Genomic DNA, 23,700 nt, shown 5'->3' with positions numbered 1-23,700 from the left:
CTTGACGGTGTGAGCGAGTACATCGTCCGTCCGGCGCGCAGCGCCGACATCATCGGCATCCGGAATCTTCTGCAGCCGATGGTCGAGCAGCGCATCCTCCTCGGCAAGGATCTCGCCGTGCTCTACGGCGCCGTGCAGGAGTTCGTCGTGGCCGAGGCCGACGGCGAGCTGATCGGATGCGGTGCGCTTCACGTGTTCTGGGAGGACCTCGGTGAGGTTCGCACCCTGATGGTCCGCGCCGACTGGCTGCACCACGGGGTCGGAGGGGCCATCGTCGGAGCTCTCGAGGAGCAGGCGAGGGAGCTCGGCCTCAGTCGGCTGTTCTGCCTCACGTTCGAGATCGACTTCTTCGGACGCCGCGGCTACACCACCATCGGCGAGCAGGTCGTCGACCCCGACGTGTACTCCCAGCTGCTGCGAAGCGGCGACGCCGGTGTCGAGGAGTTCCTCGACCTCGCGCACGTCAAGCCGAACACGCTCGGCAACACCAGAATGCTGAAAAGGCTCAACTAACCTGGACTCATGCCCCGTCACTCCGCCGCCGTCTATCGTCGCCGGCGACTCGTGACCCTCGTCGCGCTGATCCTGCTCGTCGCCTTCATCGTCACCGCCGTGTGGCTGCTCGTGGCGCGGCCATGGGCCAGTGCGACCGACGCGACTCCCTCGCCGACCCCGTCTGCGTCCGCGTCGTCGACGCCGNGACGACGCCCGATCCGACTGCCGCCGAGTCGCCCTCGCCGGAGCCGTCGGCTGACGAGACGCCCGGCATCGTGGCCTGCAGCGCGCAGGACGTGGAGGTCGCGGCGGTCACCGACGCGGATTCGTACCAGGCCGGAGTCCTGCCGAAGCTCTCGATCTCGCTGACGAACCGCGGGTCCACCGACTGCACGATCGATGTCGGGTCGACGACCCAGGTGCTGACCGTGTCCAGCGGCTCGGACGTGTGGTGGCGTTCGACCGATTGCCAGGAGAACCCGAGCAGCATGATCGCGACGCTCGCCGCCGGCGCGACGGTGACGAGCAAGGTGCCGGTGACCTGGGACCGCACACGCTCGAGCGTCGAGACCTGCGCGCAGGAGAACCGTCCGCGGGCACCCGGCGGGGGCGCGTCGTACCACGTGGCGGTCGAGATCGGCGGCTTCAAGGGAACGACCACCGCGCAGATCCTGCTCTACTGAGGGCAAGCCGACCTGGCCAAAGGTCTTGAATACAGTCCTGAACTCAGTTTCGGGTGACACTGCGAATTCTTTGGGATACCATTGGGGTGACCCTCGCAGACTTGCGGCGCATGCCATCCCCAGTGGCGTCGAACACAGCGTCCCCAGCGCTTCGACACTGCCGCCCCGAGGGTCAGCGGGCCCTCTCGAGTACCCCAGTCCCCAATGGAGGACTCGAGAGGGCCCCAATCTTCTCTGCTGCGGCTCCGCGCGCAGGTCCGCGTTTCGCCGTGAGCGTCAGCCTCGGCAGTGAGCCGCGGTCGCGGGCTGAATAAGCTGGATGCATGGCATCGAAGAAGGCGAAGTCCGCGAAGAACAAGCCCGCGCCCGAGGACTTCCGGTCGGATGCTCTCGCGCAGGCGCTCGAGAAGCAGGACATCGCCGCGGTCGCCCTGGCGCTGCGCCATGGCACGACCGTCGTACCGCTCGTGAAGCCGGGTGCTCGCGACAATCCGCTCGACAGCGGCGAGGTGTGGACCTACCGCGACCCGAAGTCGGGTGACCTGGCGCTGCTGCTGTTCAGCGACGCGAAGAACAAGCCGGCCAACCTTCCGCCCGGCGTCGGCATCTACACGGCCGACTGGCTGCGCAAGTTCCTCGTCGCGCACCCCATCACCACGGTGTTCCTCGACATCGCCGGGCCGCATCCGATGCAGGCATCGCCCGACGAGCTGCTCAAGGCACTCGACGCTTGACCCCGGCTCGTCAGTGGCGGCGCTCCGCGCCTCCGGATCAGAACGGCGGGATGTCGGCTTCGCGACGCCGGGTGGTGTTGCGCGAGCGGACGTCGTTCAGAGCCGCTCGCAGCGTCTTCGAACGGTCGTCGACCACCTGCTCGTAGCCGAGGCGTGAGGCCTCGGACCTGCGCTGCGCCGACTGGGTGACGGGCCGGATCTCTCCGGCGAGGCTGAGCTCGCCGACCGCGGCGACCGTGCGCGGCACGGAGATCTGCTGGATCGACCCGGCGACGGCGATGGCGATCGCGAGGTCGGCGGCCGGCTCGGTGAAGCGCACTCCGCCGACGGTCGAGACGTAGACGTCGAGGGTGCTGGTCTTGATTCCCGCGCGGCGTTCGAGGATCGCCAGCACCATCGCCACCCGTGAGGAGTCGAGTCCGTGCACGACACGGCGAGGGTTCGGTGCGGTCGTGTTGATCGTCAGCGCCTGCACCTCGACAGGAAGCGCCCTGCGGCCCTCGAGCGAGATGGCGACGCACGTGCCCGGCTCCGTCTCGCCCTGCGAGAGGAAGAGGCCCGAGGGGTCGGGAACCTCGGAGATGCCCGCGCCCGTCATCTCGAAGCATCCGACCTCGTCGGTCGGCCCGAAGCGGTTCTTGAGAGCGCGGATGAAGCGCAGCGACGTCTGCCGGTCGCCCTCGAAGTGGCACACGACGTCGACGAGGTGCTCCAGAACGCGGGGACCGGCGACGGTGCCGTCTTTCGTGACGTGACCGACGAGGATGACCGGCAGCCCGCGGTCTTTCGCGACGCGGATCAGGGTGGCCGCGACCTCGCGCACCTGGCTGGGCTGTCCGGCGGCGCCGTCGATGAGCGACGACGACACGGTCTGCACCGAGTCGACGATCACGAGCTGCGGTGCCACCTCGTCGATGTGCCCGAGGATCGTCGCGAGGTCGGTCTCGCTGGCGAGGTAGAGCTCGTCGTGCAGCGCTCCGGTGCGCTCCGCGCGCAGACGCACCTGAGCGGGCGACTCCTCGGCACTCGCGTAGAGCACGCGCCGCCCCGACCGCGCGGCCTGGGCCGCGACCTCGAGCAGCAGCGTGGACTTTCCGACGCCGGGCTCGCCGCTCAGCAGGATCGCCGCACCCGGCACGATGCCTCCGCCGAGCACGCGGTCGAACTCGCCGACACCGCTCGTGCGGCGCGGGGCGTCTTCGGTGGTGATCTGCGTGATCGGGCGAGCGGCCTTCGCGGCCGTGGGCGCGAGCGGGGTGATGCGGCTCAGGATGCCGGTCTGCGCGCCCTGCTCCTGCACGGTGCCCCACTGCTGACATTCGGCGCAGCGACCGACCCACTTCGCCGTCGTCCACCCGCATTCGGTGCAGACATAGGCGGGGGGAGCGGGTTTTCGGGTGGCCATGCAGCCAGGCTATCGCCGGTATCCGACATCCCTATTGCGGGGCGCATTATTCACGGCCGAATCGTTCCCCACGCCGGCAGCACAACGGGATACTGGGTTCATGGCCAACGGCGGGCCCGTCTGCGGGCCGATCTCGACCTTCTCGCGAGTGCGGATCCTGCACGCGCTGTTCGAAGGTGGAACGACGCGGACGCGGGCGGAGCGCACGATCGGTGAGCTCTGCGACGCCACAGGTCTCCACCCGAACACCGTGCGCGAGCACCTGCAGCGACTGATCGAGGGCGGCTACGTCATCCAGGCCAGCGAGCACCGCACCACCCGCGGTCGGCCGCGCACTCTCTACAGTGCAGCCACCGGCATGGCGGATGCCTCCAGCCCCATCGCTCGCGACAAAGCCAAGGCTGCTGCCGAGCGCGGTGACCTGCTGCGCCGCGTGCTGCCCGCATCCGCCTCCACTCTGGGTCGCGACGCGACCTACCAGCTGGATGCCCTGATCGAACACTTGGAGGAGAGCGGCTTCGAGCCCGTCGTCGACGACGAGCAGCTCACCGTCGATCTCAGCCCGTGCCCGCACGCCGCGGGTCGCGCCGAAGACCGTCCGATGCTGTGCTCCGTGCACCTCGGTCTCATGCAGGGGGTGCTCACCGAAGCCGGTGGGCCGCTCGCTGCCGAGGCCGTGCGCACCTCCGCCCTGCCGGCGGACTGCACCGTGCAGCTGCGCCTGACGGAGATGACCGCCGCCTAGGCGTGCGTCTGACTTATTCACGGTCCGCGGCCCCTCGGGGGCGGCGGGCACGTGGTTAGCGTGGCACTCGGCACACAGAAGAACCAGGGCACGGAAGAAGGAGTGGCTCATGGAATGGCTCGACCCGCTGGTCCTGTCTCGATGGCAGTTCGGTCTGACGACCGTCTACCACTACCTGTTCGTGCCGCTGACGATCGGCATGGCCCTGGTCGCGGCGATCTTCCAGACCGCGTGGGTGCGCACCGGCAAGGTGCAGTACCTGCACCTCACGCGGTTCTTCGGCAAGATCTTCCTGATCAACTTCGCGATGGGCGTCGTGACCGGCATCGTGCAGGAGTTCCAGTTCGGCATGAACTGGTCGGACTACTCGCGCTTCGTCGGTGACGTCTTCGGTGCCCCGCTCGCGTTCGAGGGACTGCTCGCCTTCTTCTTCGAGGCGACGTTCATCGGCCTCTGGATCTTCGGCTGGGACAAGCTCCCGCAGAAGCTGCACCTCGCCACGATCTGGTGCGTCTCGATCGGGAGCATCCTGTCGGCGTACTTCATCATCGCCGCCAACGCCTTCATGCAGAACCCGGTCGGCTACGTCTTCAACCCCGAGACCAACCGCGCCGAGCTCACCGACTTCTGGGCGCTGCTGACGAACCCCGTCGCGCTCGCCGCCTTCCCGCACACGATCTTCGGGGCGCTGATGTTCGCCGCCGGTGTCGTGATCTCGGTGTCCGCGTGGCACCTCGCCCGCGGGCAGCACTTCGACACCATGCGCATCTCGCTGAAGTTCGGCCTCTGGGCGATGATCGTCTCGACCGCCGGAGTCGTGCTCACGGGTGACCAGCTGGGCCTTGCGATGTACGCCGCGCAGCCGATGAAGATGGCCGCCGCCGAGGCGACCTTCAACACGGTCTGCGGCCCCGACGCCTCCTTCAGCATCTTCACGCTCGGCACACCCGACGGCAGCTCCGAGCTCTTCTCGATCCGCGTGCCGTACTTGCTGTCGCTGCTGTCGACGCACACGTTCGACGCCTGCGTGCACGGCATCAACGACCTCAACGCCGAGTACGCCACGACGTTCGCCGACACGGGCCTCACCGAGTTCGCCCCCATCCTCTGGGTCACGTACTGGGCGTTCCGCTGGATGATCGGCCTCGGCATGGCCGCCGCGCTCGTCGCCGTCGTCGGACTCTGGGTCACCCGCAAGGGCGCCAAGAAGCCCCCGGCTCCGTGGATGTGGAAGCTCGCGATCTGGTCGTTCCCGCTCGCACTCGTCGCCAACATCATGGGCTGGGTCTTCACCGAGATGGGCAGGCAGCCCTGGATCGTCTTCGGGCTCATGACCACGCAGGACGGCGTCTCGCCGGGTGTGAGCGGCCTCGAGGTGCTGATCTCGCTGATCGCCTTCACCGCGATCTACGCGGCGCTGGCCGTGGTCGAGATCCGCCTCATCATCAAGGCGGCCCAGAAGGGCCCCGACACCGAAGAGCAGCCCCACGAGGAGACGGCCCAGCTGCCGTCTGTCGTGTACTGAGAAAGGGATCAGTCATGGAATACATGTGGTTCTGGATCGTCGCCTTCCTCTTCGTCGGCTACTTCGTGCTCGACGGGTTCGACTTCGGTGTGGGCATGTCGCTGCCGTTCCTCGGCAGGAACGACGTCTCGCGTCGCCAGGTCATCAACACGATCGGCCCCATCTGGGATCTCAACGAGACCTGGGTCATCGTCGCCGGTGCATGCCTGTTCGCGTCCTTCCCCGAGTGGTACGCCACGTTGTTCAGCGGGTTCTATCTGCCGCTGCTGCTGATCCTGCTCGCGCTGATCCTACGAGGGGTGTCGTTCGAGTACCGGCACCAGCGCGAGTCGGCGAAGTGGAAGCGCGGCTTCGACCGGATGATCGTGATCGGCTCGGCGGTTCCCGCGTTCCTCTGGGGCGTCGCGTTCGGCAACATCGTTCAGGGGGTGGCGATCGACGAGAACCATGTCTACGTGGGCGGCTTCTTCGCCCTGCTGAACCCGTACGCGCTGCTGGTCGGCGTCACGACGCTGCTGCTCTTCTTCCTGCACGGCGTGCTGTTCGTGGCACTCAAGACCGACGGACAGGTGCATGAGGATGCTCGTCGCCTGGTGAAGCTCGTTGCGGTGCCGACCGTGCTCGCCGCCGCCGTCACCGTGATCTGGACCGTCGTGATGGCCGCCGGGCGCGAGGCGCCGCTGCTGTACTTCGTGATCGCCTGCGGCCTCGTGGCTGCTCTCGCTCTCGTGGCGGCGATCGTCGCGTCGCTGCGCCGGCTCGACGGGTGGGCGTTCACGTTCGGCGCAGGCACCGTGGCATCCGCTGTCGCGATGCTGTTCGCGGCGCTGTTCCCGTACGTCATGCCGTCGACGATCGACCCCGCGTTCAGCCTGACGATCGAGAACGCGTCGAGCACGCCGTATACGCTGACGATCATGAGTTGGACCGCCCTGATCGCCCTGCCGCTCGTACTGGCGTACCAGACGTGGACGTACTGGATCTTCCGCAAGCGCGTCACCCGCCGCTCGATCGAGGGAGCTCCGGCGCACGCGTGAGAGTCGTCTTCTGCTCCGGTCGCAGTTCGTGCCGCCTTCCTGAACAGGGAGCGGCACGAACTGCCACCGGAGCGACCTCTCCCGGTTTCGTGGTGGATGAGGTGGAGCGGTGAAGCCGGTCGACATCCGCCTGCTGCGCTACGCGAGCGCGGCGCGCGGATTCCTGCTGCTCTCCGGCGTGATCGGCGTCGTGCAGACCGCGGTCACGGTCGCGTTCGCGTGGATGCTGACGGATGCCGTCATCGGCGCGCTCGCCGGGCGTGACGTCACGGCATCCCTGTTCTGGCTGCTCGGTCTCGCCGCGCTCCGCGGAGTGCTCATCGCCGCCTCGGATGCCGCCGGTACGCGCGCGGCGGCGAAGACCGGGATGCAGCTGCGCGCCGCCCTGATCGCGGCCGTCGGGAAGCTCGGACCCGGCTGGCTCGCGCAGCGCAACCAGGCGGGGCTCGCCGTGACCGCTGGACACGGGCTCGAGGCGCTCGACGCGTACTTCGCCCGGTACATCCCGCAGCTCGTGCTCACCGTCATCGCGACTCCGGTGCTCGTGGCGGTCATGTGGTGGCAGGACTGGCCGAGCGGGCTCACCGCGATCATCACCCTGCCGCTCATCCCGCTCTTCCTGATCCTGATCGGCATCGCGACCCGCACGGTGCAGCGCACGCAGTGGCAGACGCTGCAGCGTCTCGCGGCCCGATTCGCCGACACCGTGCAGGGTCTCTCGACGCTGCGTCTGTTCGGGCGCGAGCGCCGCGCCGCCGCGCAGATCGAGACGACGGCCGACGAGTACCGCCGCGAGACCATGAAGGTGCTGCGGTTCTCGTTCCTGTCGGGTTTTGCGATGGAGCTGCTGGCCTCGATCGCCGTGGCGCTGATCGCCGTCGCGGTCGGATTCCGGCTGCTGTCGGGTGATCTGTCGCTCGAGGTCGGGCTGTTCGTGCTGCTGCTCGCCCCCGAGGCGTTCCTGCCGATCCGTCAGGTCGGGGTGCAGTTCCATGCCGCCGCCGAGGGTGTCGCAGCGACGGAAGACGTGTTCGAGGTGCTGGATTCGGCCGCGGCTCGGGCGACACGCGTTCACGATTCAGCAGGAGATCACGACACCGGTGCTTCTGGCGGGGTGCATGCCGGTCGCGACGATATCCATGCTGAATTGCGAACGGCGCACGGGCGAGACCTCGTCGTCACCGACCTGCGGGTACGTGATCTGCCGCCGGTCGCGTTCAGCGCGACCCCCGGAACCATCACCCTGATCGAGGGGCCGAGCGGCGCGGGCAAGTCGAGTCTGCTCGCGGCGCTGCGCGGTGCGGTCGACTTCTCCGGTTCGGCGACGATGGGCGGCGTCGATGTGCGCGAGCTCACCCCGTCGGCATGGCTGGCCTGGAGTGGACAGCGCCCGCAGCTCAGCCGCGGCACGATCGCCGCCAACGTGGCGTTGGGCGATGAGGCGCCGGATGCCGACGGCATCCGTCACGCCCTCGATGACGCCTGTGCGAACGACCTCGACCCGGCGCTCGAACTGGGCGTGCAGGGGAGCGGGCTGTCGGGTGGCCAGGCGCAGCGCGTCGCTGTCGCGCGAGCGCTTTATCGGCATTCTGTTCGGCAGGATGCGGTGCTGGCGCTCGATGAGCCCTCCAGTGCGCTCGACCCCGACACCGAGGAGCGGCTCTGGACGTCGCTGCGCGCGCGGGCGGATGCCGGAGCCACGATTCTCCTCGTCTCGCACCGCCGCTCGGCCAGGGCGATCGCCGACCACGTCGTCGAGCTGGGGGTGAGGGTATGACCGGCACCACCACTACCGCGGCGCGCGTGCGCGGCATCCTCCGCCTCGCGCAGCCGCCGCTGCGTCGCTTCCTGCCTGGCGCGATCTGGGGTTTCCTGTCGGCGGGCGCCGCCGTGAGCCTGCTCGCCGTGAGCGGCTGGCTGATCGTCAGCGCCTCGATCGTGGACTCGCTCGTGCCGCTGTCGATCGCGGTCGTCGGCGTGCGCTTCTTCGCGGTGTCGCGTGCCGTCACCCGCTACCTCGAACGGCTGAGCGGGCACGATGCGGCGCTGCGTCAGCTCGCATCCGCTCGCGCCGACATGGTGCGACGCCTCACCCCTCTGTCGCCCGCCGGGCTCGGTCGCACCGACCACGGCCGGGTGCAGTCTGCGCTCGTCGATGACGTCGAGAACCTGCAGAACCTGCCGCTGCGCGTGGTGCAGCCGCTCGCGGTGTCGGGGCTCGTCGCCCTCGGCGCGGTCGTGTTCCTGCTGTTCGTGTCGGTGCCGGCCGCGCTCACGCTCGTCGCGTGCCTGGTGATCGCCGCCGCGGCCGCGATCGGTCTGGGGTGGCTGTTCGGATCGCGCGCAGAGGCCGCCGTGTCGCGTCGCCGAGGCGACCTGTCGGCGGCGCTGACCGACTACTTCGGCGCTCTCGACGTGCTGATCGCGTACGGCGCCGAGGCGCAGGCGCGCGAGCGGGTGCGACAGACGGATGTCGAACTTCGCCGAGCCGTCAGCAGGGCCTCGCTCGCGCAGGCGATCGCCGCCGGTGTGGTCTCGGCCGTCGCCGGCGCGGCATCGGTGTGGGCGCTCGCCGTCGCCGCCCCGGGGCTAGCGACCGGCGCGATCGACGGTCCGTGGCTGGCCGTGGCCGTGCTGGTGCCGATGGTCGTCTTCGAGGTCTTCGGTGCGGTGCCGATCGCGGCGGCCTCCTGGCGGAGCGTGCGATCGAGTGCCGAGCGCATCGTCGACGTGCTGCCCTCTGACGTTCCCGCCGAGCTGCGATCGGATGACGGAGAGGATGTCGAGATCTCCGGTGCTCCCGCTCTGACGCTCCGAGATGTCCGTGCGTGGTGGCCGGGCGGAGCGCCGGCGCTGCGGGGCGTCGATCTCGATCTGCAGCCGGGGGAGCGCGTGCTCGTCTCCGGCCCGAGCGGGGCGGGCAAGAGCTCGCTGGCTGCGGCGCTCGTCGGATTCCTGCGCGTCGAGGGTGAGTATTCCGTGGGCGGCATGGATGCTGCCGCGCTGTCGGGCCCCGCCCTTCGCCGCACGATCGGGCTGTGCGAGCAGAGTCCGCAGCTGTTCGATGAGGACATCCGCCAGAACCTGCTGTTCGCCCGGGATTCGGCGACGGACGATGAGCTGATCGCCGTGCTCGACCGGGTGGGCCTCGGGTCGTGGGCGCGCGAGCGCGGCGGGCTGGACGCCCGCGTCGGTGACCGGGGTGGGCTCGTCTCAGGCGGTCAGGCGCAGCGCATCGCCCTGGCGCGGGCGCTGCTGCGGGGCTTCCCCGTGCTCGTGCTCGACGAGCCGACCGCGGGCGTCGACCCCGATGCATCCGATGCTCTGCTGCGCGACCTGCTCCAGGCGGCGGGGGAGCAGTCGGTGCTGCTGATCTCGCACGTCGCGCCCCCGGCGGGGACGGTCGATCGCGTGGTCCGTCTGGAAGACGGGCGCACCGTCTCGGCGTAGTCGGGTGGCGCGCTTCGCCTCGCTGCGCTCGCTCAACGAGCGGGAGCGATTCGGGCGGTGAGCGAGGAGCGCAGCGACGAGACGAAACGGGGCGACGGGCCGGTCAGACGCTGAGGTCGGCGCGGGGCTCCATGACGATGCCCTGGGCTTCGAAGGCGCGACGGCGCTCTTCGATGCGGCGGTGAAGCTCGACCTGTGCGTCGTCGACCAGGCGCGGATCGAGATCGACGGTCGCCGGGTGCGGGTCGCCGTGGTTCGCCTCGATGTAGGCGTCGAGTTCGGGGCCTGACGTCCACGAGGTGATCAGCGCGTACCGCGGGGCTGTGCCCCGGTGCCAGACCGCGTGCCAGAAGCGCTGGGTGTCGACGATGATGCGCGACCCCTCGCGCAGGGGCAGGCGGATCTCGGTCGCCGGATCGAACCGGTCGGACCGCAGGAGGAGCAGCGACTCCGAGTCATCCGACAGGTTGTAATAGCCGCGTACGACCCAGCCGGTGCCGTCTTCGTTGAGGCGGTTGTTGTCGTCCTGGTGCAGGTTGTAGACGGCATCCGCGTACTCGTTGGGCTGCAGCTCGATCACGCGGCAGCGGCCGACTCCGGCGCCAGGCTCGAGCGCGCGGCGCTGCAGGGTCGGCGCGATCGCGACCTGCGAGTCGACCCACACGCCGTCCTTGTCGGTGCGGGGCGGGGTCTGGTTCCAGAAGCCGTTGCACTCGATCTCGCCGGCATAGCTCGCGAGCGGGGCGAAGCGCGTGACGCCCGACGAGCGCCAGCCGATGTACTCGAGGTCGAGCCACTCGGCAGGGTCGGATGCCTGGTCGTGGTCGTCGAGGACGACGTATCCGGTCTCTGCCAGCGCCTCTGATGTGATGAAGCCCATTACGTCCCCTCGGTGCCTCGACTCCGCGGCTCATCCGCGACGGATGCCTTAGGCCATCCTAACCAGCGGGGTCGCCGGTCGATCGAGGCCTGACCGGGTAAAACGCGCTCGATTCGCGCCGCGGCCCCCGGTGTCGTAAGCTTGTCCGCGGTGACGTGTCCGAGCGGCCGAAGGTGCAACTCTCGAAAAGTTGTGTAGGGTAACCCCCTACCGTGGGTTCAAATCCCACCGTCACCGCCACCACGAAGGCCCCGACTCCCTGGGAAACACTGGGATGCGGGGCCTTCGTCATGTCTGGAGTGGCGGTTGCGGTAACGCAGCGGTAACTGACGTTCGCCGGATTCTCGCGCAATGAAGCGTGCACCTCCAGCGGAGCCTCACTTGCCTGCCGGCTGACCGGATTGGCTTCGAGGTGTGCGGTGCGATCCTCGAGCGCAGAGCAGCCTCTGGGGTGGGAGATCTTGCTCCCACCCCAGACCGCTCATCGTCCGAAGACAGAAAATTCCACTCGTCAGATGGCCGCCCCGGCGCGGAAGCGATCGACTCCGACCTGACCTTCCACGACGGCGGCGGTCAGCTCCTCGACGCTGGTGTCCTCGCGGCGGACGTCGAGAATCTTCTTGCCGTGGTTCATCACGATGTGCCGGTCGCAGACCTTGTACGCGTGGTGCAGGTTGTGGGTGACGAGCACCGAGCTCACGCCCTCGGTCTTGAGCTGTCGAAGGTAATCCAGCAGAGCCTCCGTCGCGCGCACGGCCAGTGCCGATGTCGGCTCGTCGAGGATGAGCAGGCTGCGCTTGAAGTGCACGGCACGTGCGATGGCCACGGCCTGGGCCTGTCCGCCTGAGAGTGAGGAGACGAGCTGCTTCGAGCTCTTGATGCCCTCGATCGTGACGACCGTGTCGAGGATGTTCGTCGCGATCTCATCCATCTTCTTCAGCTTCATGAAGCCGAGCGGGTTGGTGATCTCGCGTCCCATGAAGATGTTGCGAGTGATCGACATCTGGTCCACGAGAGCGGAGTCCTGGAAGATGGTCTCTACCCCGAGCGCCTCGGTGGCGGGCCGGTTCACCGTCGGCACGGCGGCGCCGTCCCAGAAGTAGGACCCTGAGGTCATCGGTACGACGCCCGACATGATCTTCACGAGCGTGGACTTGCCGGCGCCGTTGTCGCCCAGCAGGCCCACCACCTCGCCGCGGCCGATGTCGAACGACACGTCCTTCAGAACCGTGTTGGCGCCGTACTTCTTGGTGACGCCTTCGAGGCGGAGCAGGTAGTCGGAGGAGGTCATGATGCCTTTCCTTCCATGAGCTTGTTGAAGACGGCGGCGACGACGATGATCAGCCCCACGAAGAGCTGGATGTAGAAGCCGGGTGCCTTTGCCAGGATGAGTCCGTTCTCGATCAGGCGGATCAGTGCCGCACCGATGATCATGCCGATCACCGAACCGCGCCCACCGTTCAGCGACGTGCCGCCGACCACTGCAGCGGCGATCGCCATCAGTGTGTAGTCGTCCGTGCTGCCGGGCTGCATGGAGCCGGTGCGCACCGAGATCAGGATCGCGGCGAATCCGACGAGCAGTCCGAAGACGCCGAAGGCCAGCAGGCGCACCGAGTTGGGCTTGATGGAGATCGCCTTCGCGGCGGAGGCGTTGCCGCCGACGGCGAAGATGTGGTTGCCGAGCTTGTGACGGTGCAGGAATGCCCAGGCGGCGAATCCGATGATGATCAACCAGATCAACTGCGATCGGAAGAAGCCGAAGTCGCCAGCGAACACTGTGACGAGCGTGTCGTCCTTGCCCTCGGCAAGGATCGCCGGAGACGTGCCGTTGACGAAGATGCTCGCGCCGACCCAGAAGAAGCCCATGCCGAGGGTGGCGATGAACGAGGGAATCCGCGTCAGCACGACGATCAGGCCGTTGATGAGCGCGATGGAGGTCGAGGTCGCGAGGCCTGCAACGATGCCCCATCCCCAGCCGGCGCTTTCGGAGACGTTGATGAAGACGATCGCGGTGAATCCGACGTTCGCGCCGAGGGAGAGATCGAACTCGCCCGCGACCATGAGGATGCCGGCACCGAGTCCCAGGAGAGCCAGCACCGGGATGCTCTGCGAGATCACTCCCGAGAGGTTGCTGGCGGAGAGGAAGGGGAAGTCGGCGGGGGCGGCCAGGCTGGCGATGATGAAGCCGACAAGGACGAGGGCGACGATCACGCCGATCTCGAGTGCGCCACGCCCACGGCTGTAGCGGATGCTCTCGCGCAGCCTGTCGCCGAACGAGCGGGGGGTGTTGTCGCCGAGCAGGCGGCCGGTGACGACCGCTTCGGTGGGGGCGGGAGCGGTCAGCACGTGCTCCCGCTGTCTTTCTGCGGGCTGAGTCATCTCATGCCTTTCAGGGAGGGGAAGAAGAGAAAGGGGGCCGCGCGACGGCGGCCCCGCGACCGGAGCGGTCAGAAGCGAACGCCCTTGAGCCTGTCGTCCTCGAGCAGGCCGACGTTCGTCTTGTCGATCAGACCGCGACCGCCGGAGTTGATGTTGGCGGGGGACAGTCCGAAGTCGATGTAGAGGACTCCCTGCGTGACGGACTGGAAGCCCTGCACGTATCCCTGCTGGTCGGCGGTGGCGATGATGTCGCCGTTCTTGATGCCGGCGACGACCTGCGGTGAGGTGTCGAACCCGACGACCGGAACCTTGACTCCGGCCGCCTCCATCGCGGCAACGATGTTGCGGTGCGGCGTGCCGCCCAGCGGCGCGATGGCGGCGACATCCGGGTTCGCGGTGAGCCAGGCGGTCAGAGAGTTGAGCGCCTCCTCGTCGTTCCCCGAGGTGCGCAGGAACTCACCCTTCGCACCGACCTCGTCGAGTGCAGTCTGCACGCCGCCGCCGCGGTTGATCGCGTAGGCCTGCTCCGGCTCCTCGGCGGGGAGCAGCACCTTGTCGCCGCTGCCGAGGCCTGCCTCCTTGACGAGCCGTGCGCCGACGATCTCACCGACCTCGCGGAAGTCCTGCCCGACGAAGCCCGAGACGCAGTCGGCTGCCGAGTCGGGGGCCGGCACGTTGTAGGCGACGACCGTGATGCCGGCCTTGGCGGCGTCGCAGGCGACGCCCACCCACTTCTCACCTTCGTTGAAGGGCATCAGGATCAACGCTGGCTTTGTGGCGATCGCGGTCTGCACCAGGTCGACCATCTTGTCGGGGTCGCCGTCTGCGGTCTGATGCGTGAGGTTCAGGTCGCCGAGCTCGGCGGCGTCTTCTCCGCCCTGCAGGATCTGCGCCCAGAAGGGATCGCCTGCCGGGTTGTAGTAGGTGAAGAAATAGGCGTCGCGGTTCTCGGCCAGGGAGCCGTAGCCGCTCTTGAGTCCGGCCTTCGTGTCCGTGTCACCGGCGGAACCGCCGGAGGTGCATCCGGCGAATGCCAGCGCAGACGCGGCGATGGCGACGAGGGCGAGACCCTTGCGAGTGCTGTGTGTGAGTTTCACGGCGTCGTGATCCTTTCTTGCGCCGGCGGGTTCCGGCTACCGTCTTTGGGTGCGCTGAGCGTATCGGCACTAAGATCAAAATGTCAATAGAATGTCCTGACATTCGTACTTTTGAAGACCGGGTGCGCTTCGGCGCAAGAGAGCGGGCATCATGAAGATCTCGATGAACTCGACCGCTGCGTTCCACGGAACGACGCTGCGCGACATCGCCGTGGCGAAGGCGACGGGGTTCGATGCCGTCGAGCTGCAGACGCCGAAACTGTTCCGCTTCCTCGACGCGGGCTACTCGGGGCATGATCTGATCGAACCGCTCGACGGTTTCCCCGTCTCGGGGGTAGGGGCGATCCAGGAGGCGCCCGATGCCGAGTTCCGCCACGACGCGACCAGGCTCGCGGAGGTGGCCAAGATCGTCGGGGCGCCTTTCGTGCAGATGTGCACCGGGCCGGTCGACGTGCGCGTCGTGAAGGAGTTCCGCGCCGGCACGCTGACGCCGCAGGACCTGCGCTACCGTGGCGCACTCGGGCTGACTGATGCGCAGACGCTGACCGAGACCGCGACACGAGTGGCGCTTGCCGCGGACATCGCCGCCGACCATGGCGTCGGTCTCTATCTGGAACCCCTGGCCTGGTCTCCGGTGAACCGAGTGGCTCAAGCCTTGGAGATCTTCGACCGGATCGATCGGCCGAACCTGAAGCTCTGCGTCGACTTCTGGCACTTCTGGGCCGCCGGCGACACACCGGACGATGTGGCGGCGCTCCCCGCTGACCTCATCGCCGCCGTGCACGTCTGCGACGGTTTGCACATCCCCGCCGGTGAGATTCCCGACCAGGGGATCTCGCGCAACGTCTGGACCGGAGCCGGAGACATCCCCCTGCAGGAATGGGTGGACGCCTGCCGCTCCACCGGCTACGACAGCTGGTACTGCTCGGAGATCTTCTGCGACAAGGTGGCCGAGTTGGACGATGAACTGGTCGCTTCGACGTTACGAAACACGATCGGCATGCTGTTGCGCTGAGGTCGAGCGGGCGTCTACTTCGCGACGAGCGTGGTCTCGAAGCTGTAGAGGTCGGGACGATAGATGTGTACTCCGAACTCGATCGCCCGGCCAGCGCCATCGAAGGAGGTGCGCTCCATCTGGAGCACGGGGCCGTCGCGATCGATCTCGAGGAGTTTGCCCTCGTCGTCGTGGGCTCTCCGCGCCCCGATGCGCTGCTTCGCGACACGGATCGTCACTCCGCGGCCTCGCAGCAACTGGTAGAGGCCCTGATCCTCGAGCTGCTCGCGGGTGATCTCCGCGATGTCGGCGGGGAACCAGTTCTCCAGGATTGCGACTGGGTTGCCGTCGGAGGTGCGGCGGCGTCGGATGTGCAGCACCTCCGCACCGACGGGGATGCTGAGATGCTCGGCCACATTCTCGGGAGCCAGGGCGACCTCGTGCACCAGAACGGTCGTTCCGGGGCTGTGCTTCGTGCTCTGCAGGTCGTCGAACAGGCTGGTCAGCTCGACCTGGCGAGTGACCTGCCCTTGCACGACTTGTGTGCCGATCCCGCGGCGGCGGACGAGCAGCCCGCGGTCGACCAGCTCCTGGATCGCGCGGCGCACGGTCGGGCGGGAGAGGCCGAGTCGCTCACCGATGGCGATCTCGTTCTCGAGGCGGGCACCCTGGGGGATCTCTCCCGAACGGATGGCTGCTTCGAGTCGGCTGGAGACCTGGAAGTAGAGCGGGATCGGGCCTGTCCGGTCGAGGTCGAGGAACAGGTGGTCCGGCCATACGCCGTCCGTGGTCGCCATCCGGTGATCTCCCTTGTTTGTCCCGACAATATTACGTCCTGGAGGGTTTGTCACTTCTCTTGGAAGCGACGATCCGTGATCTCTTCCTTGCACAGAACCATCCTTGTGTTATTGTTAGGACATAGTTAGTCCGCCCCGATCAGGAAAGTTGTACACAGGAGTATGACCGGAGAGAACATTCCCGACGTCGTCGCCATCGGCCGCCTCGGAGTCGACATCTACCCGCTCGAGAGCGGAGTCGGCCTGGAAGATGTCGCCACCTTCGGCAAGTACCTCGGCGGCAGTGCAGCAAACGTCGCCGTCGCCGCCGCCCGGTACGGACGGGCCGTGCAACTCGTCTCCCGCACGGGCGACGATCCGTTCGGGCGGTATCTGCACCGCGAGCTCCGCCGCCTCGGCGTCGACGACTCGGCGGTTCTTGTCGACCCGGACATGAAGACTCCGGTCACCTTCTGCGAGATCTTCCCGCCGGATGACTTCCCGCTGTACTTCTACCGGGAGCCGAAAGCACCCGACCTCAACATCACCGCCGATCAGCTCGACGCGGGTGCCGTGCGCGGAGCGGGAGTGCTCTGGTCCACCGTGACCGGACTCTCGCAGGAGCCGAGCCGACAGACCCACTTCGACGCCTGGGCGATCCGTGGCCGCGCCGAGCACACCGTGCTCGATCTCGACTACCGGCCGATGTTCTGGGCCGATCCCGCCGAGGCGACCACGCAGGTCGGCCGTGCTCTCGAGCATGTCACCGTCGCCGTGGGCAACCGTGAGGAGTGCGAGGTCGCGGTGGGGGAGACCGAGCCGCTGCGCGCCGCCGACGCCCTGCTCGAGCGCGGAGTGCGCCTGGCGATCGTGAAGCAGGGCCCCAAGGGTGTACTCGCCAAGACGGCGGACGAGGTCGTCGAGGTCCCTCCGCATTTCGTCGATGTCGTCAACGGCCTCGGTGCCGGCGATGCCTTCGGCGGGGCCCTCTGCCACGGACTGCTGGCCGGCTGGGGGCTCGAGGAGATTCTCCGCTTCGCCAACGTGGCAGGGGCCATCGTGGCCTCCCGCCTCGAATGCTCGACCGCCATGCCCACGACGGCAGAGGTGCAGGAACGACTCGAAGGAGCCCGCTGATGACCGGCATCACCCTCTCCGAAGACGACTTTGCCCGCCTCCGCGATCTGCGTGCCGCCGATCCCGTGCGCATCGGCGAGCGCCTGCGAGCCAGGCCGCGCCGTGACCTGCTCGGCGCCGATGGCAAGCTGTTCATCGTGGCCGCCGATCACCCGGCTCGTGGCGCTCTCGCAGTCGGATCCGATCCGATGGCGATGGCCGATCGCTACGACTTGCTTGACCGGCTCGCCACCGCCCTGCGGCGTCCCGGCGTCGACGGAGTGCTCGGCACACCGGACATCATCGACGACCTGGCCGGACTGGGCCTTCTCGACGACAAGATCGTGGTCGGGTCGATGAACCGCGGTGGCCTGCGCGGCGCGTCGTTCGAGATGGACGACCGTTACGGTGCCTACACCGTGGACGAGCTCTCTGCCATCGGCGCCGACTTCGCCAAGACGCTCGTGCGGATCAACCTCGACGATCCGGGTACGGCGCCCACGCTGCAGGCCACGGCCGAAGCGGTGACCGCCGCCGCCGAGGCGCAGCTTCCGATCATGCTCGAGCCGTTCCTCAGCCGCTGGGTCGATGGACGTGTCGTCAACGATCTGTCCACCGACGCCGTGATCCTGTCGATTGCGATCGCAGCGGGACTCGGAGCATCCTCGGCCTACACCTGGATGAAGCTGCCCGTGGTCGAAGACATGGAGCGCGTCATGGCCGCGACCACCATGCCGACGCTCCTCCTCGGAGGTGACTCCGGCGCCGATCCCGACGAGACGTTCGCCGCCTGGGAAGACGCGCTCGCGCTCCCCGGGGTGCGTGGACTCACCGTCGGCCGCACACTCCTCTATCCGCCGGACGGCGACGTGGCCGGTGCTGTCGACGCCGCTGCCGGTCTCGTCCGCGGCGCATCCGTCGCCTCCACCCGTTGAACCGCATCTCCCGAAGGAATCCTGATGACCTCTGTAATCCGAACCATTCCGCACTGGATCGACGGCGCTGAGAGCCCGTCGAAGAGCGGCCGCACCGCGCCCGTCTACAACCCCGCGACCGGAGCCGTGTCGGCGCACGTCGCTCTCGCCGACCAGGACGAGATCGACGCCGCGATCGCTTCGGCAGAGCGCGGTTACCGAGTGTGGAAGACCTACTCGATCGCCAAGCGCCAGACGGTGCTGTTCGCGTTCCGTGAGCTGCTGAACTCCCGCAAGGGCGAACTCGCGCAGATCGTCACCGCCGAACACGGCAAGGTCGTCTCGGATGCACTCGGAGAGATCCTGCGCGGCCAGGAGGTCGTCGAACTCGCCACCGGGTTCCCGCACCTGATCAAGGGCGCCTTCAGCGAGAACGCCTCGACCGGCATCGACGTCTACTCGCTCAAGCAGCCGCTCGGCGTGGTCGGTGTGGTCTCGCCCTTCAACTTCCCGGTGATGGTGCCGCTCTGGTTCGTGCCGATCGCGATCGCCGCCGGCAACGCCGTGGTGCTCAAGCCCAGCGAGAAAGACCCGTCCGCCGCGCTCTGGCTCGCGGAGCTGTGGAAGGAAGCCGGGCTTCCCGACGGCGTCTTCACCGTGCTGCAGGGCGACAAGCTCGCAGTCGACGGACTCCTGCACAGCCCGATCGTGCAGTCGATCTCCTTCGTGGGATCCACTCCGATCGCGCAGTACATCTACGAGACGGCATCGCGCAACGGCAAGCGCGTGCAGGCGCTCGGCGGGGCGAAGAACCACATGCTCGTGCTGCCCGATGCCGACCTCGACCTGGTCGCCGACCAGGCGGTCAACGCCGGCTACGGTGCGGCGGGCGAGCGCTGCATGGCGATCTCGGTGGCGATCGCCGTCGAGCCCGTCGCCGACGAACTCATCGCGAAGATCTCCGAGCGGATCGCGAAGCTGCGCATCGGCAACGGCGCCGGCCAGGACGGCGTCGAGCCCGACATGGGACCGCTGATCTCCGAGGTGCACCGCGACAAGGTGTCGTCCTACGTCGACATCGCTGAGGCGGACGGCGCCAAGATCGTCGTCGATGGCCGAGGCCTGACCATCGACGGGCACGAGGACGGCTTCTTCTTCGGCCCGACGCTGATCGACGAGATCCCGACGACCTCGCGCGCCTACCAGGAGGAGATCTTCGGCCCGGTGCTCTCGATCGTCCGGGTGAAGACGTTCCAGGAAGGACTCGATCTGATCAACTCCGGTCAGTTCGGCAACGGCACCGCGATCTTCACGAACGACGGCGGCGCCGCTCGGCGCTTCCAGAGCGAGGTGGAGGTGGGGATGATCGGCATCAACGTGCCGATCCCCGTCCCGGTCGCGTACCACTCCTTCGGCGGCTGGAAGTCCTCGCTGTTCGGCGACGCCAAGGCGTACGGTGTGCACGGGTTCGACTTCTTCACACGGGAGAAGGCCATCACGAGCCGGTGGCTCGATCCGGCCACCCACGGTGGGATCAACCTCGGATTCCCGCAGAACGACTGACACCATCCGGATGCCGCCCCGCGGGGGAGCGGGGCGGCATCCATTCCTCTGAGAGCACGAAGATGAGCACCACAGAAGATCGCTGGTTCCACCGCCGGGGCACGCTCGCGCGCGACGGCTGGCAGAGCGTCGTCGACGCCTCCCTGCCCGGATGGGAGCACACCGGTATCCGTGTCGCCGAGCTGTCGGACGGCGACGCCCTCGAGCTCGAGGCCACCGACGTGGAGCGCATCATCGTGCCCCTCGCCGGTTCGTTCCGCGTCGCTCACCACCATCACCCCGGAGAATGGCACACGCGGTTGCACGGTCGCGCCTCTGTCTTCGACGGACCCACCGACGTGCTCTACCTCTCGATCGGCACGACAGCGACGATCACCGGCGAAGGCCGCGTCGCGGTGACCGAGGCGCCGACGAGCGAGCGGCGCACGTGGCAGTACATCGCCGCGGACGAGACACCCGTGGAACTGCGCGGTGCCGGCCGGTCGAGCCGCCAGGTGCACAACTTCGGCACCCCGCAGGCGCTCGACGCGGCACGGCTGATCGTGTGCGAGGTCATCACGCCGGCCGAGAACTGGTCGTCATACCCCCCGCACAAGCACGACGAGCATCACCCCGATCACGAGTCCCGACTCGAGGAGATCTACTACTTCGAATCCGCGCCCGCCAGGGTCGGTGGCAACCCGGCCGCCGCGGACGGTGCGTTCGGGATGTTCAGCACCTACTCATCGCCGGCGGGCGAGATCGACATCAATGCCATGGTCGCAACCGGCGACATCGCTCTGGTGCCCTACGGCTACCACGGGCCCGCCGTCGCCGCTCCCGGCTACGACCTCTACTACCTCAACGTGATGGCCGGTCCCGATCCCGAGCGCACCTGGCTGATCAGCGACGACCCCGCGCATGCCTGGGTCCGCGACACCTGGGAGGGGCAGGAGTTCGACTCCCGACTCCCGTACGACAACGATGTGACCGAGAACGACGAGGAAGGCCAGCGCTGATGGCGAACACGAAGACGATGACGGTCAGCCAGGCGCTGGTCGAGTTCCTCGCACACCAGTGGACGGTCGACGGCGACATCCGCGAGCGCACCGTCGCCGGCATGTTCGGCATCTTCGGACACGGCAACGTGGCAGGCATCGGTCAGGCGCTCAAGCAGGCGAACGTCGAACAGCCCGATCTGATGCCGTACTACCAGGCGCGCAACGAGCAGGCCATGGTGCACCAGGCTGTGGGCTACGCGCGCATGCACCGCCGCCGGGGCACGCTCGCCTCCGCCGCATCGGTCGGACCCGGTGCCGCGAACATGCTCACGGCCGCGGCACTCGCTACGTCGAACCGGCTTCCCGCCCTGCTGCTGCCGAGCGACACCTTCGCCACGCGCGTATCCGACCCGGTGCTGCAGCAGCTGGAGCACCCTCACGACCCGGGCATCCAGGTGACGGACGCCTTCCGCCCGCTGTCGACCTTCTTCGACCGTGTGCAGCGCCCCGAGCAGCTGTACTCCATCGCGCTCGGCGCGATGCGCGTGCTGACCGACCCCGTCGAGACGGGCGCGGTCACGATCGCGTTGCCCGAAGACGTGCAGGCCGAGCGCATCGAGGTACCGCTCGAGTTCCTTCAGGATCGCGAATGGCACGTGCGGCGTCCGCTGCCGGAGCGCGCGGCCCTGGCTCGCGCCGTCGCCGCGATCCGCGGTGCGAAGCGGCCATTCATCGTCGCCGGGGGCGGCGTGCTGTACTCCGGTGCCGAAGACCAGCTGCGCACGCTCGTCGAGGCGACCGGCATCCCGGTGGGTACTTCGCAGGCAGGTGGAGGAGTGCTCGCCTGGGATCACCCCCAGTACCTCGGCGGGGTCGGTGCGACTGGCACGCTCGCCGCCAACCGCATCGCGGCCGAGGCCGACGTCGTGATCGGCATCGGTACGCGCTACAGCGATTTCACGACCGCATCGCGCACCGCTTTCCAGAACCCCGACGTGGTGTTCGTCAACATCAACATCGCCTCGTTCGACGCGTACAAGCACGGCTCGCAACTACCGGTCATCGCGGATGCTCGCGAGGCGCTCGCAGAGCTCTCGATCGAACTCGAGGGGTGGGAGATCACGTCCGAGCACACCGAGCGGATCACCCGCGAGAAGGCCGCCTGGGATGCGAGCGTCGACGCGGCGTTCGCCCCGTCGGGCCTCGCGCTGCCCGGTCAGCCCGAGATCATCGGTGCCGTACAGGCGGCATCCGCCCCCGAAGACGTCATCATCCAGGCTGCGGGATCCCTGCCTGGAGATCTGCACAAGCTGTGGCGCGTACGGGACCCGCTCGGATATCACGTCGAGTACGCGTTCTCGTGCATGGGTTACGAGATCGCCGGCGGCATCGGCGCGAAGCGAGGACTGCTCGCCGACGGCGACGACCGCGATGTGATCGTCATGGTCGGAGACGGTTCGTACCTGATGCTGAACACCGAGCTCGTGACGGCGGTCGCCGAAGGCATCAAGGTGATCTTCGTGCTGATCCAGAACCACGGCTACGCATCGATCGGGCACCTGTCGGAGAGCGTCGGGTCCGAGAGGTTCGGCACCTGGTATCGCGAGTACGACCCGGGGGCCCGCAACTTCCAGGGCGAGCAGATCCTGCCCGTCGACCTCGCCGCCAACGCCCGAAGCTATGGCCTCGATGTGATCGAAATCGAACCCGGAGCGTCGGCGATCGACGATCTCTCCGCCGCGATCGCCACAGCCAAGGCCTCGACGGCCTCGACGTTCATCCACATCAACAGTGATCCGCTCATCTACGCGCCGGACGGTGCCGGGTGGTGGGACGTACCCGTGCCAGAGGTGTCGACCCTCGCCAGCACCCAGCACGCCCGCACCGAGTACCTCGAGCAGCAGGCGCGCCAGCGTCCGCTCCTCGGTTGAATCCACGATCTCTAACTCAGACCCCACGGAGGCTGACATGACCACCCCCCTCGCAACGCCCACTTCGGGCGAGAACCCCGCCGGCCTGCGCATCGGCACCGCCCCCGACTCGTGGGGCGTCTGGTTTCCCGACGACCCGAAGCAGGTGCCCTGGCAGCGATTCCTCGACGAGGTCGTCGCCTCGGGATACTCCTGGATCGAGCTCGGACCGTACGGCTACCTCCCCACCGATCCCCACCAGCTCGAGGACGAGCTCGGATCGCGCGGCCTGAAGCTCTCGGCGGGAACCGTCTTCACGGGCTTCCACAAGGGGGAGGACCAGTGGCAGCGCGCCTGGGATCAGGCACTCGCAGTCGCGGGTCTCGCATCGAAGCTCGGCGCCGAGCACCTCGTCGTGATCCCCGACCTCTGGCGCAGCGACGCCACCAGCGAGGTGCTCGAGTCCCGCACGCTCTCCGACGAGCAGTGGAGGAAGCTCGCCGCCGGTCACGACCGACTCGGCAAGGCGCTGCTCGAGGAGTTCGGTGTGAAGCAGCAGTTCCACTCGCACGCCGACAGCCACATCGGCACCACGCGCGAAGTCGTCCGCTTCCTCGACGAGACCGATCAGCGCTACACGAACCTCTGCCTCGACACCGGTCATTTCGCCTACTACGGCGGCGACAACGTCAAGCTCATCGAGGAGCGCCCCGAGCGGATCGGCTACCTGCACCTGAAGCAGGTCGACACCTCGCTGCTCTTCGACGTGCTCAAGAACGACGTGCCGTTCGCGGATGCCGTGACCCAGGGCATCATGATCGAGCCGCCGCATGGCGTGCCGGACCTCGCCCCGATCATCGAAGCGGTCGCCAAGATCGACTCCGATATCTTCGCCATCGTCGAGCAGGACATGTACGGCTGCGACGTCGACTACCCGTTCCCGATCGCGAAGCGCACGCGCGAGCACATCTTCGGTTGCACGCACCTCGCCCGCATCCACTGACCTCTCTTCTCTGG

At 67.8% G+C, this 23,700-nt stretch carries 20 protein-coding genes and 1 tRNA gene; 15 read left to right on the top strand and 6 right to left on the bottom strand.

Annotated elements, in window-relative coordinates:
- The first annotated feature begins 9 nt into the window (after positions 1 to 9).
- Both ACTJKH_RS11745 and ACTJKH_RS11740 read left to right on the top strand, forming a co-directional pair.
- Positions 10 to 513, top strand: a complete 504-nt coding sequence (locus ACTJKH_RS11745) for an amino-acid N-acetyltransferase (protein ID WP_210098931.1) — start codon at positions 10 to 12, stop codon at positions 511 to 513.
- Between the two features lie 988 nt (positions 514 to 1,501).
- Positions 1,502 to 1,912: a dehydrogenase gene (locus tag ACTJKH_RS11740; protein WP_210098929.1), complete on the top strand. Its 411-nt coding sequence runs from the start codon at positions 1,502 to 1,504 to the stop codon at positions 1,910 to 1,912.
- Between the two features lie 37 nt (positions 1,913 to 1,949).
- Here the strand turns inward: ACTJKH_RS11740 and radA are convergent, their stop codons facing one another.
- On the bottom strand, positions 1,950 to 3,317 hold the full coding sequence (gene radA / locus ACTJKH_RS11735) for a DNA repair protein RadA (protein WP_210098928.1): 1,368 nt from the start codon (positions 3,315 to 3,317) through the stop codon (positions 1,950 to 1,952).
- Positions 3,318 to 3,417: 100 nt separating this feature from the next.
- On the opposite strand from radA, the gene ACTJKH_RS11730 reads away from it, so the two are divergent.
- The 5 genes from ACTJKH_RS11730 (at position 3,418) to cydC (ending at position 10,074) form a co-directional block, all read left to right on the top strand.
- Complete coding sequence (locus tag ACTJKH_RS11730) at positions 3,418 to 4,062, top strand: helix-turn-helix transcriptional regulator (protein WP_440737074.1); 645 nt, start codon at positions 3,418 to 3,420, stop codon at positions 4,060 to 4,062.
- A gap of 109 nt (positions 4,063 to 4,171) precedes the next feature.
- A complete protein-coding gene (locus tag ACTJKH_RS11725) occupies positions 4,172 to 5,587 on the top strand; it encodes a cytochrome ubiquinol oxidase subunit I (protein ID WP_210098926.1) in 1,416 nt (471 codons plus the stop codon).
- A 14-nt stretch (positions 5,588 to 5,601) separates the two neighbouring features.
- The gene (gene cydB / locus ACTJKH_RS11720) at positions 5,602 to 6,624 is read left to right on the top strand and encodes a cytochrome d ubiquinol oxidase subunit II (protein WP_440737073.1); all 1,023 of its coding nucleotides are present in this window, start codon (positions 5,602 to 5,604) and stop codon (positions 6,622 to 6,624) included.
- 109 nt (positions 6,625 to 6,733) lie between these two features.
- Positions 6,734 to 8,401 carry a thiol reductant ABC exporter subunit CydD gene (cydD, locus tag ACTJKH_RS11715; RefSeq protein ID WP_440737072.1) on the top strand — a complete coding sequence of 556 codons (1,668 nt, stop codon included), beginning with the start codon at positions 6,734 to 6,736 and terminating at the stop codon, positions 8,399 to 8,401.
- Positions 8,398 to 10,074, top strand: a complete 1,677-nt coding sequence (gene cydC / locus ACTJKH_RS11710) for a thiol reductant ABC exporter subunit CydC (RefSeq protein ID WP_440737071.1) — start codon at positions 8,398 to 8,400, stop codon at positions 10,072 to 10,074. The genes cydD and cydC overlap by 4 nt, the downstream gene beginning before the upstream one ends.
- A 103-nt stretch (positions 10,075 to 10,177) precedes the next feature.
- Here the strand turns inward: cydC and ACTJKH_RS11705 are convergent, their stop codons facing one another.
- A complete protein-coding gene (locus tag ACTJKH_RS11705; RefSeq protein WP_440737070.1) occupies positions 10,178 to 10,954 on the bottom strand; it encodes a hypothetical protein in 777 nt (258 codons plus the stop codon).
- Positions 10,955 to 11,103: 149 nt separating this feature from the next.
- On the opposite strand from ACTJKH_RS11705, the gene ACTJKH_RS11700 reads away from it, so the two are divergent.
- Positions 11,104 to 11,194 (top strand) — tRNA-Ser (locus tag ACTJKH_RS11700).
- A gap of 271 nt (positions 11,195 to 11,465) precedes the next feature.
- On the opposite strand, the gene ACTJKH_RS11695 is transcribed toward ACTJKH_RS11700, so the two are convergent.
- The 3 genes from ACTJKH_RS11695 to ACTJKH_RS11685 form a co-directional block, all read right to left on the bottom strand.
- Positions 11,466 to 12,245 (bottom strand): ATP-binding cassette domain-containing protein, encoded by a 780-nt coding sequence (locus ACTJKH_RS11695; protein WP_440737069.1) that lies wholly within the window; start codon positions 12,243 to 12,245, stop codon positions 11,466 to 11,468.
- Positions 12,242 to 13,333 carry an ABC transporter permease gene (locus ACTJKH_RS11690; protein WP_440737068.1) on the bottom strand — a complete coding sequence of 364 codons (1,092 nt, stop codon included), beginning with the start codon at positions 13,331 to 13,333 and terminating at the stop codon, positions 12,242 to 12,244. The genes ACTJKH_RS11695 and ACTJKH_RS11690 overlap by 4 nt, the downstream gene beginning before the upstream one ends.
- Positions 13,334 to 13,401: 68 nt before the next feature.
- Complete coding sequence (locus ACTJKH_RS11685; protein WP_440737067.1) at positions 13,402 to 14,430, bottom strand: substrate-binding domain-containing protein; 1,029 nt, start codon at positions 14,428 to 14,430, stop codon at positions 13,402 to 13,404.
- Between the two features lie 163 nt (positions 14,431 to 14,593).
- Between ACTJKH_RS11685 and ACTJKH_RS11680 the strand changes: the two genes are divergently transcribed.
- The gene (locus tag ACTJKH_RS11680) at positions 14,594 to 15,445 is read left to right on the top strand and encodes a sugar phosphate isomerase/epimerase family protein (protein WP_440737066.1); all 852 of its coding nucleotides are present in this window, start codon (positions 14,594 to 14,596) and stop codon (positions 15,443 to 15,445) included.
- 14 nt (positions 15,446 to 15,459) lie between these two features.
- Here the strand turns inward: ACTJKH_RS11680 and ACTJKH_RS11675 are convergent, their stop codons facing one another.
- Positions 15,460 to 16,221 carry a GntR family transcriptional regulator gene (locus tag ACTJKH_RS11675; protein ID WP_440737065.1) on the bottom strand — a complete coding sequence of 254 codons (762 nt, stop codon included), beginning with the start codon at positions 16,219 to 16,221 and terminating at the stop codon, positions 15,460 to 15,462.
- Between the two features lie 162 nt (positions 16,222 to 16,383).
- Here ACTJKH_RS11675 and iolC point away from each other — a divergent pair, with 162 nt between their 5' ends.
- From iolC to ACTJKH_RS11645, 6 genes are all read left to right on the top strand, one after another.
- Complete coding sequence (gene iolC, locus ACTJKH_RS11670) at positions 16,384 to 17,337, top strand: 5-dehydro-2-deoxygluconokinase (RefSeq protein WP_440737064.1); 954 nt, start codon at positions 16,384 to 16,386, stop codon at positions 17,335 to 17,337.
- A complete protein-coding gene (locus ACTJKH_RS11665) occupies positions 17,337 to 18,251 on the top strand; it encodes a class I fructose-bisphosphate aldolase (protein ID WP_440737063.1) in 915 nt (304 codons plus the stop codon). Before iolC ends, ACTJKH_RS11665 begins: the two co-directional genes overlap by 1 nt.
- 24 nt (positions 18,252 to 18,275) lie before the next feature.
- Complete coding sequence (locus tag ACTJKH_RS11660; protein ID WP_440737062.1) at positions 18,276 to 19,793, top strand: CoA-acylating methylmalonate-semialdehyde dehydrogenase; 1,518 nt, start codon at positions 18,276 to 18,278, stop codon at positions 19,791 to 19,793.
- 62 nt (positions 19,794 to 19,855) lie between these two features.
- Positions 19,856 to 20,791, top strand: coding sequence for a 5-deoxy-glucuronate isomerase (gene iolB, locus ACTJKH_RS11655; RefSeq protein ID WP_440737061.1), 936 nt, complete (start codon positions 19,856 to 19,858; stop codon positions 20,789 to 20,791).
- A complete protein-coding gene (iolD, locus tag ACTJKH_RS11650; RefSeq protein ID WP_440737060.1) occupies positions 20,791 to 22,704 on the top strand; it encodes a 3D-(3,5/4)-trihydroxycyclohexane-1,2-dione acylhydrolase (decyclizing) in 1,914 nt (637 codons plus the stop codon). The genes iolB and iolD overlap by 1 nt, the downstream gene beginning before the upstream one ends.
- Before the next feature lie 37 nt (positions 22,705 to 22,741).
- Positions 22,742 to 23,686 (top strand): sugar phosphate isomerase/epimerase family protein, encoded by a 945-nt coding sequence (locus ACTJKH_RS11645; protein ID WP_440737059.1) that lies wholly within the window; start codon positions 22,742 to 22,744, stop codon positions 23,684 to 23,686.
- Positions 23,687 to 23,700 lie beyond the last annotated feature (14 nt).

Origin of the sequence: Microbacterium sp. 22215 (assembly GCF_052045655.1) — a bacterium.
In the GTDB taxonomy this organism is placed as follows: domain Bacteria; phylum Actinomycetota; class Actinomycetes; order Actinomycetales; family Microbacteriaceae; genus Microbacterium; species Microbacterium phyllosphaerae.
The sequence above is the reverse complement of the archived record's forward strand: the minus strand, read 5'-3'. Positions and strand labels throughout refer to the sequence as shown.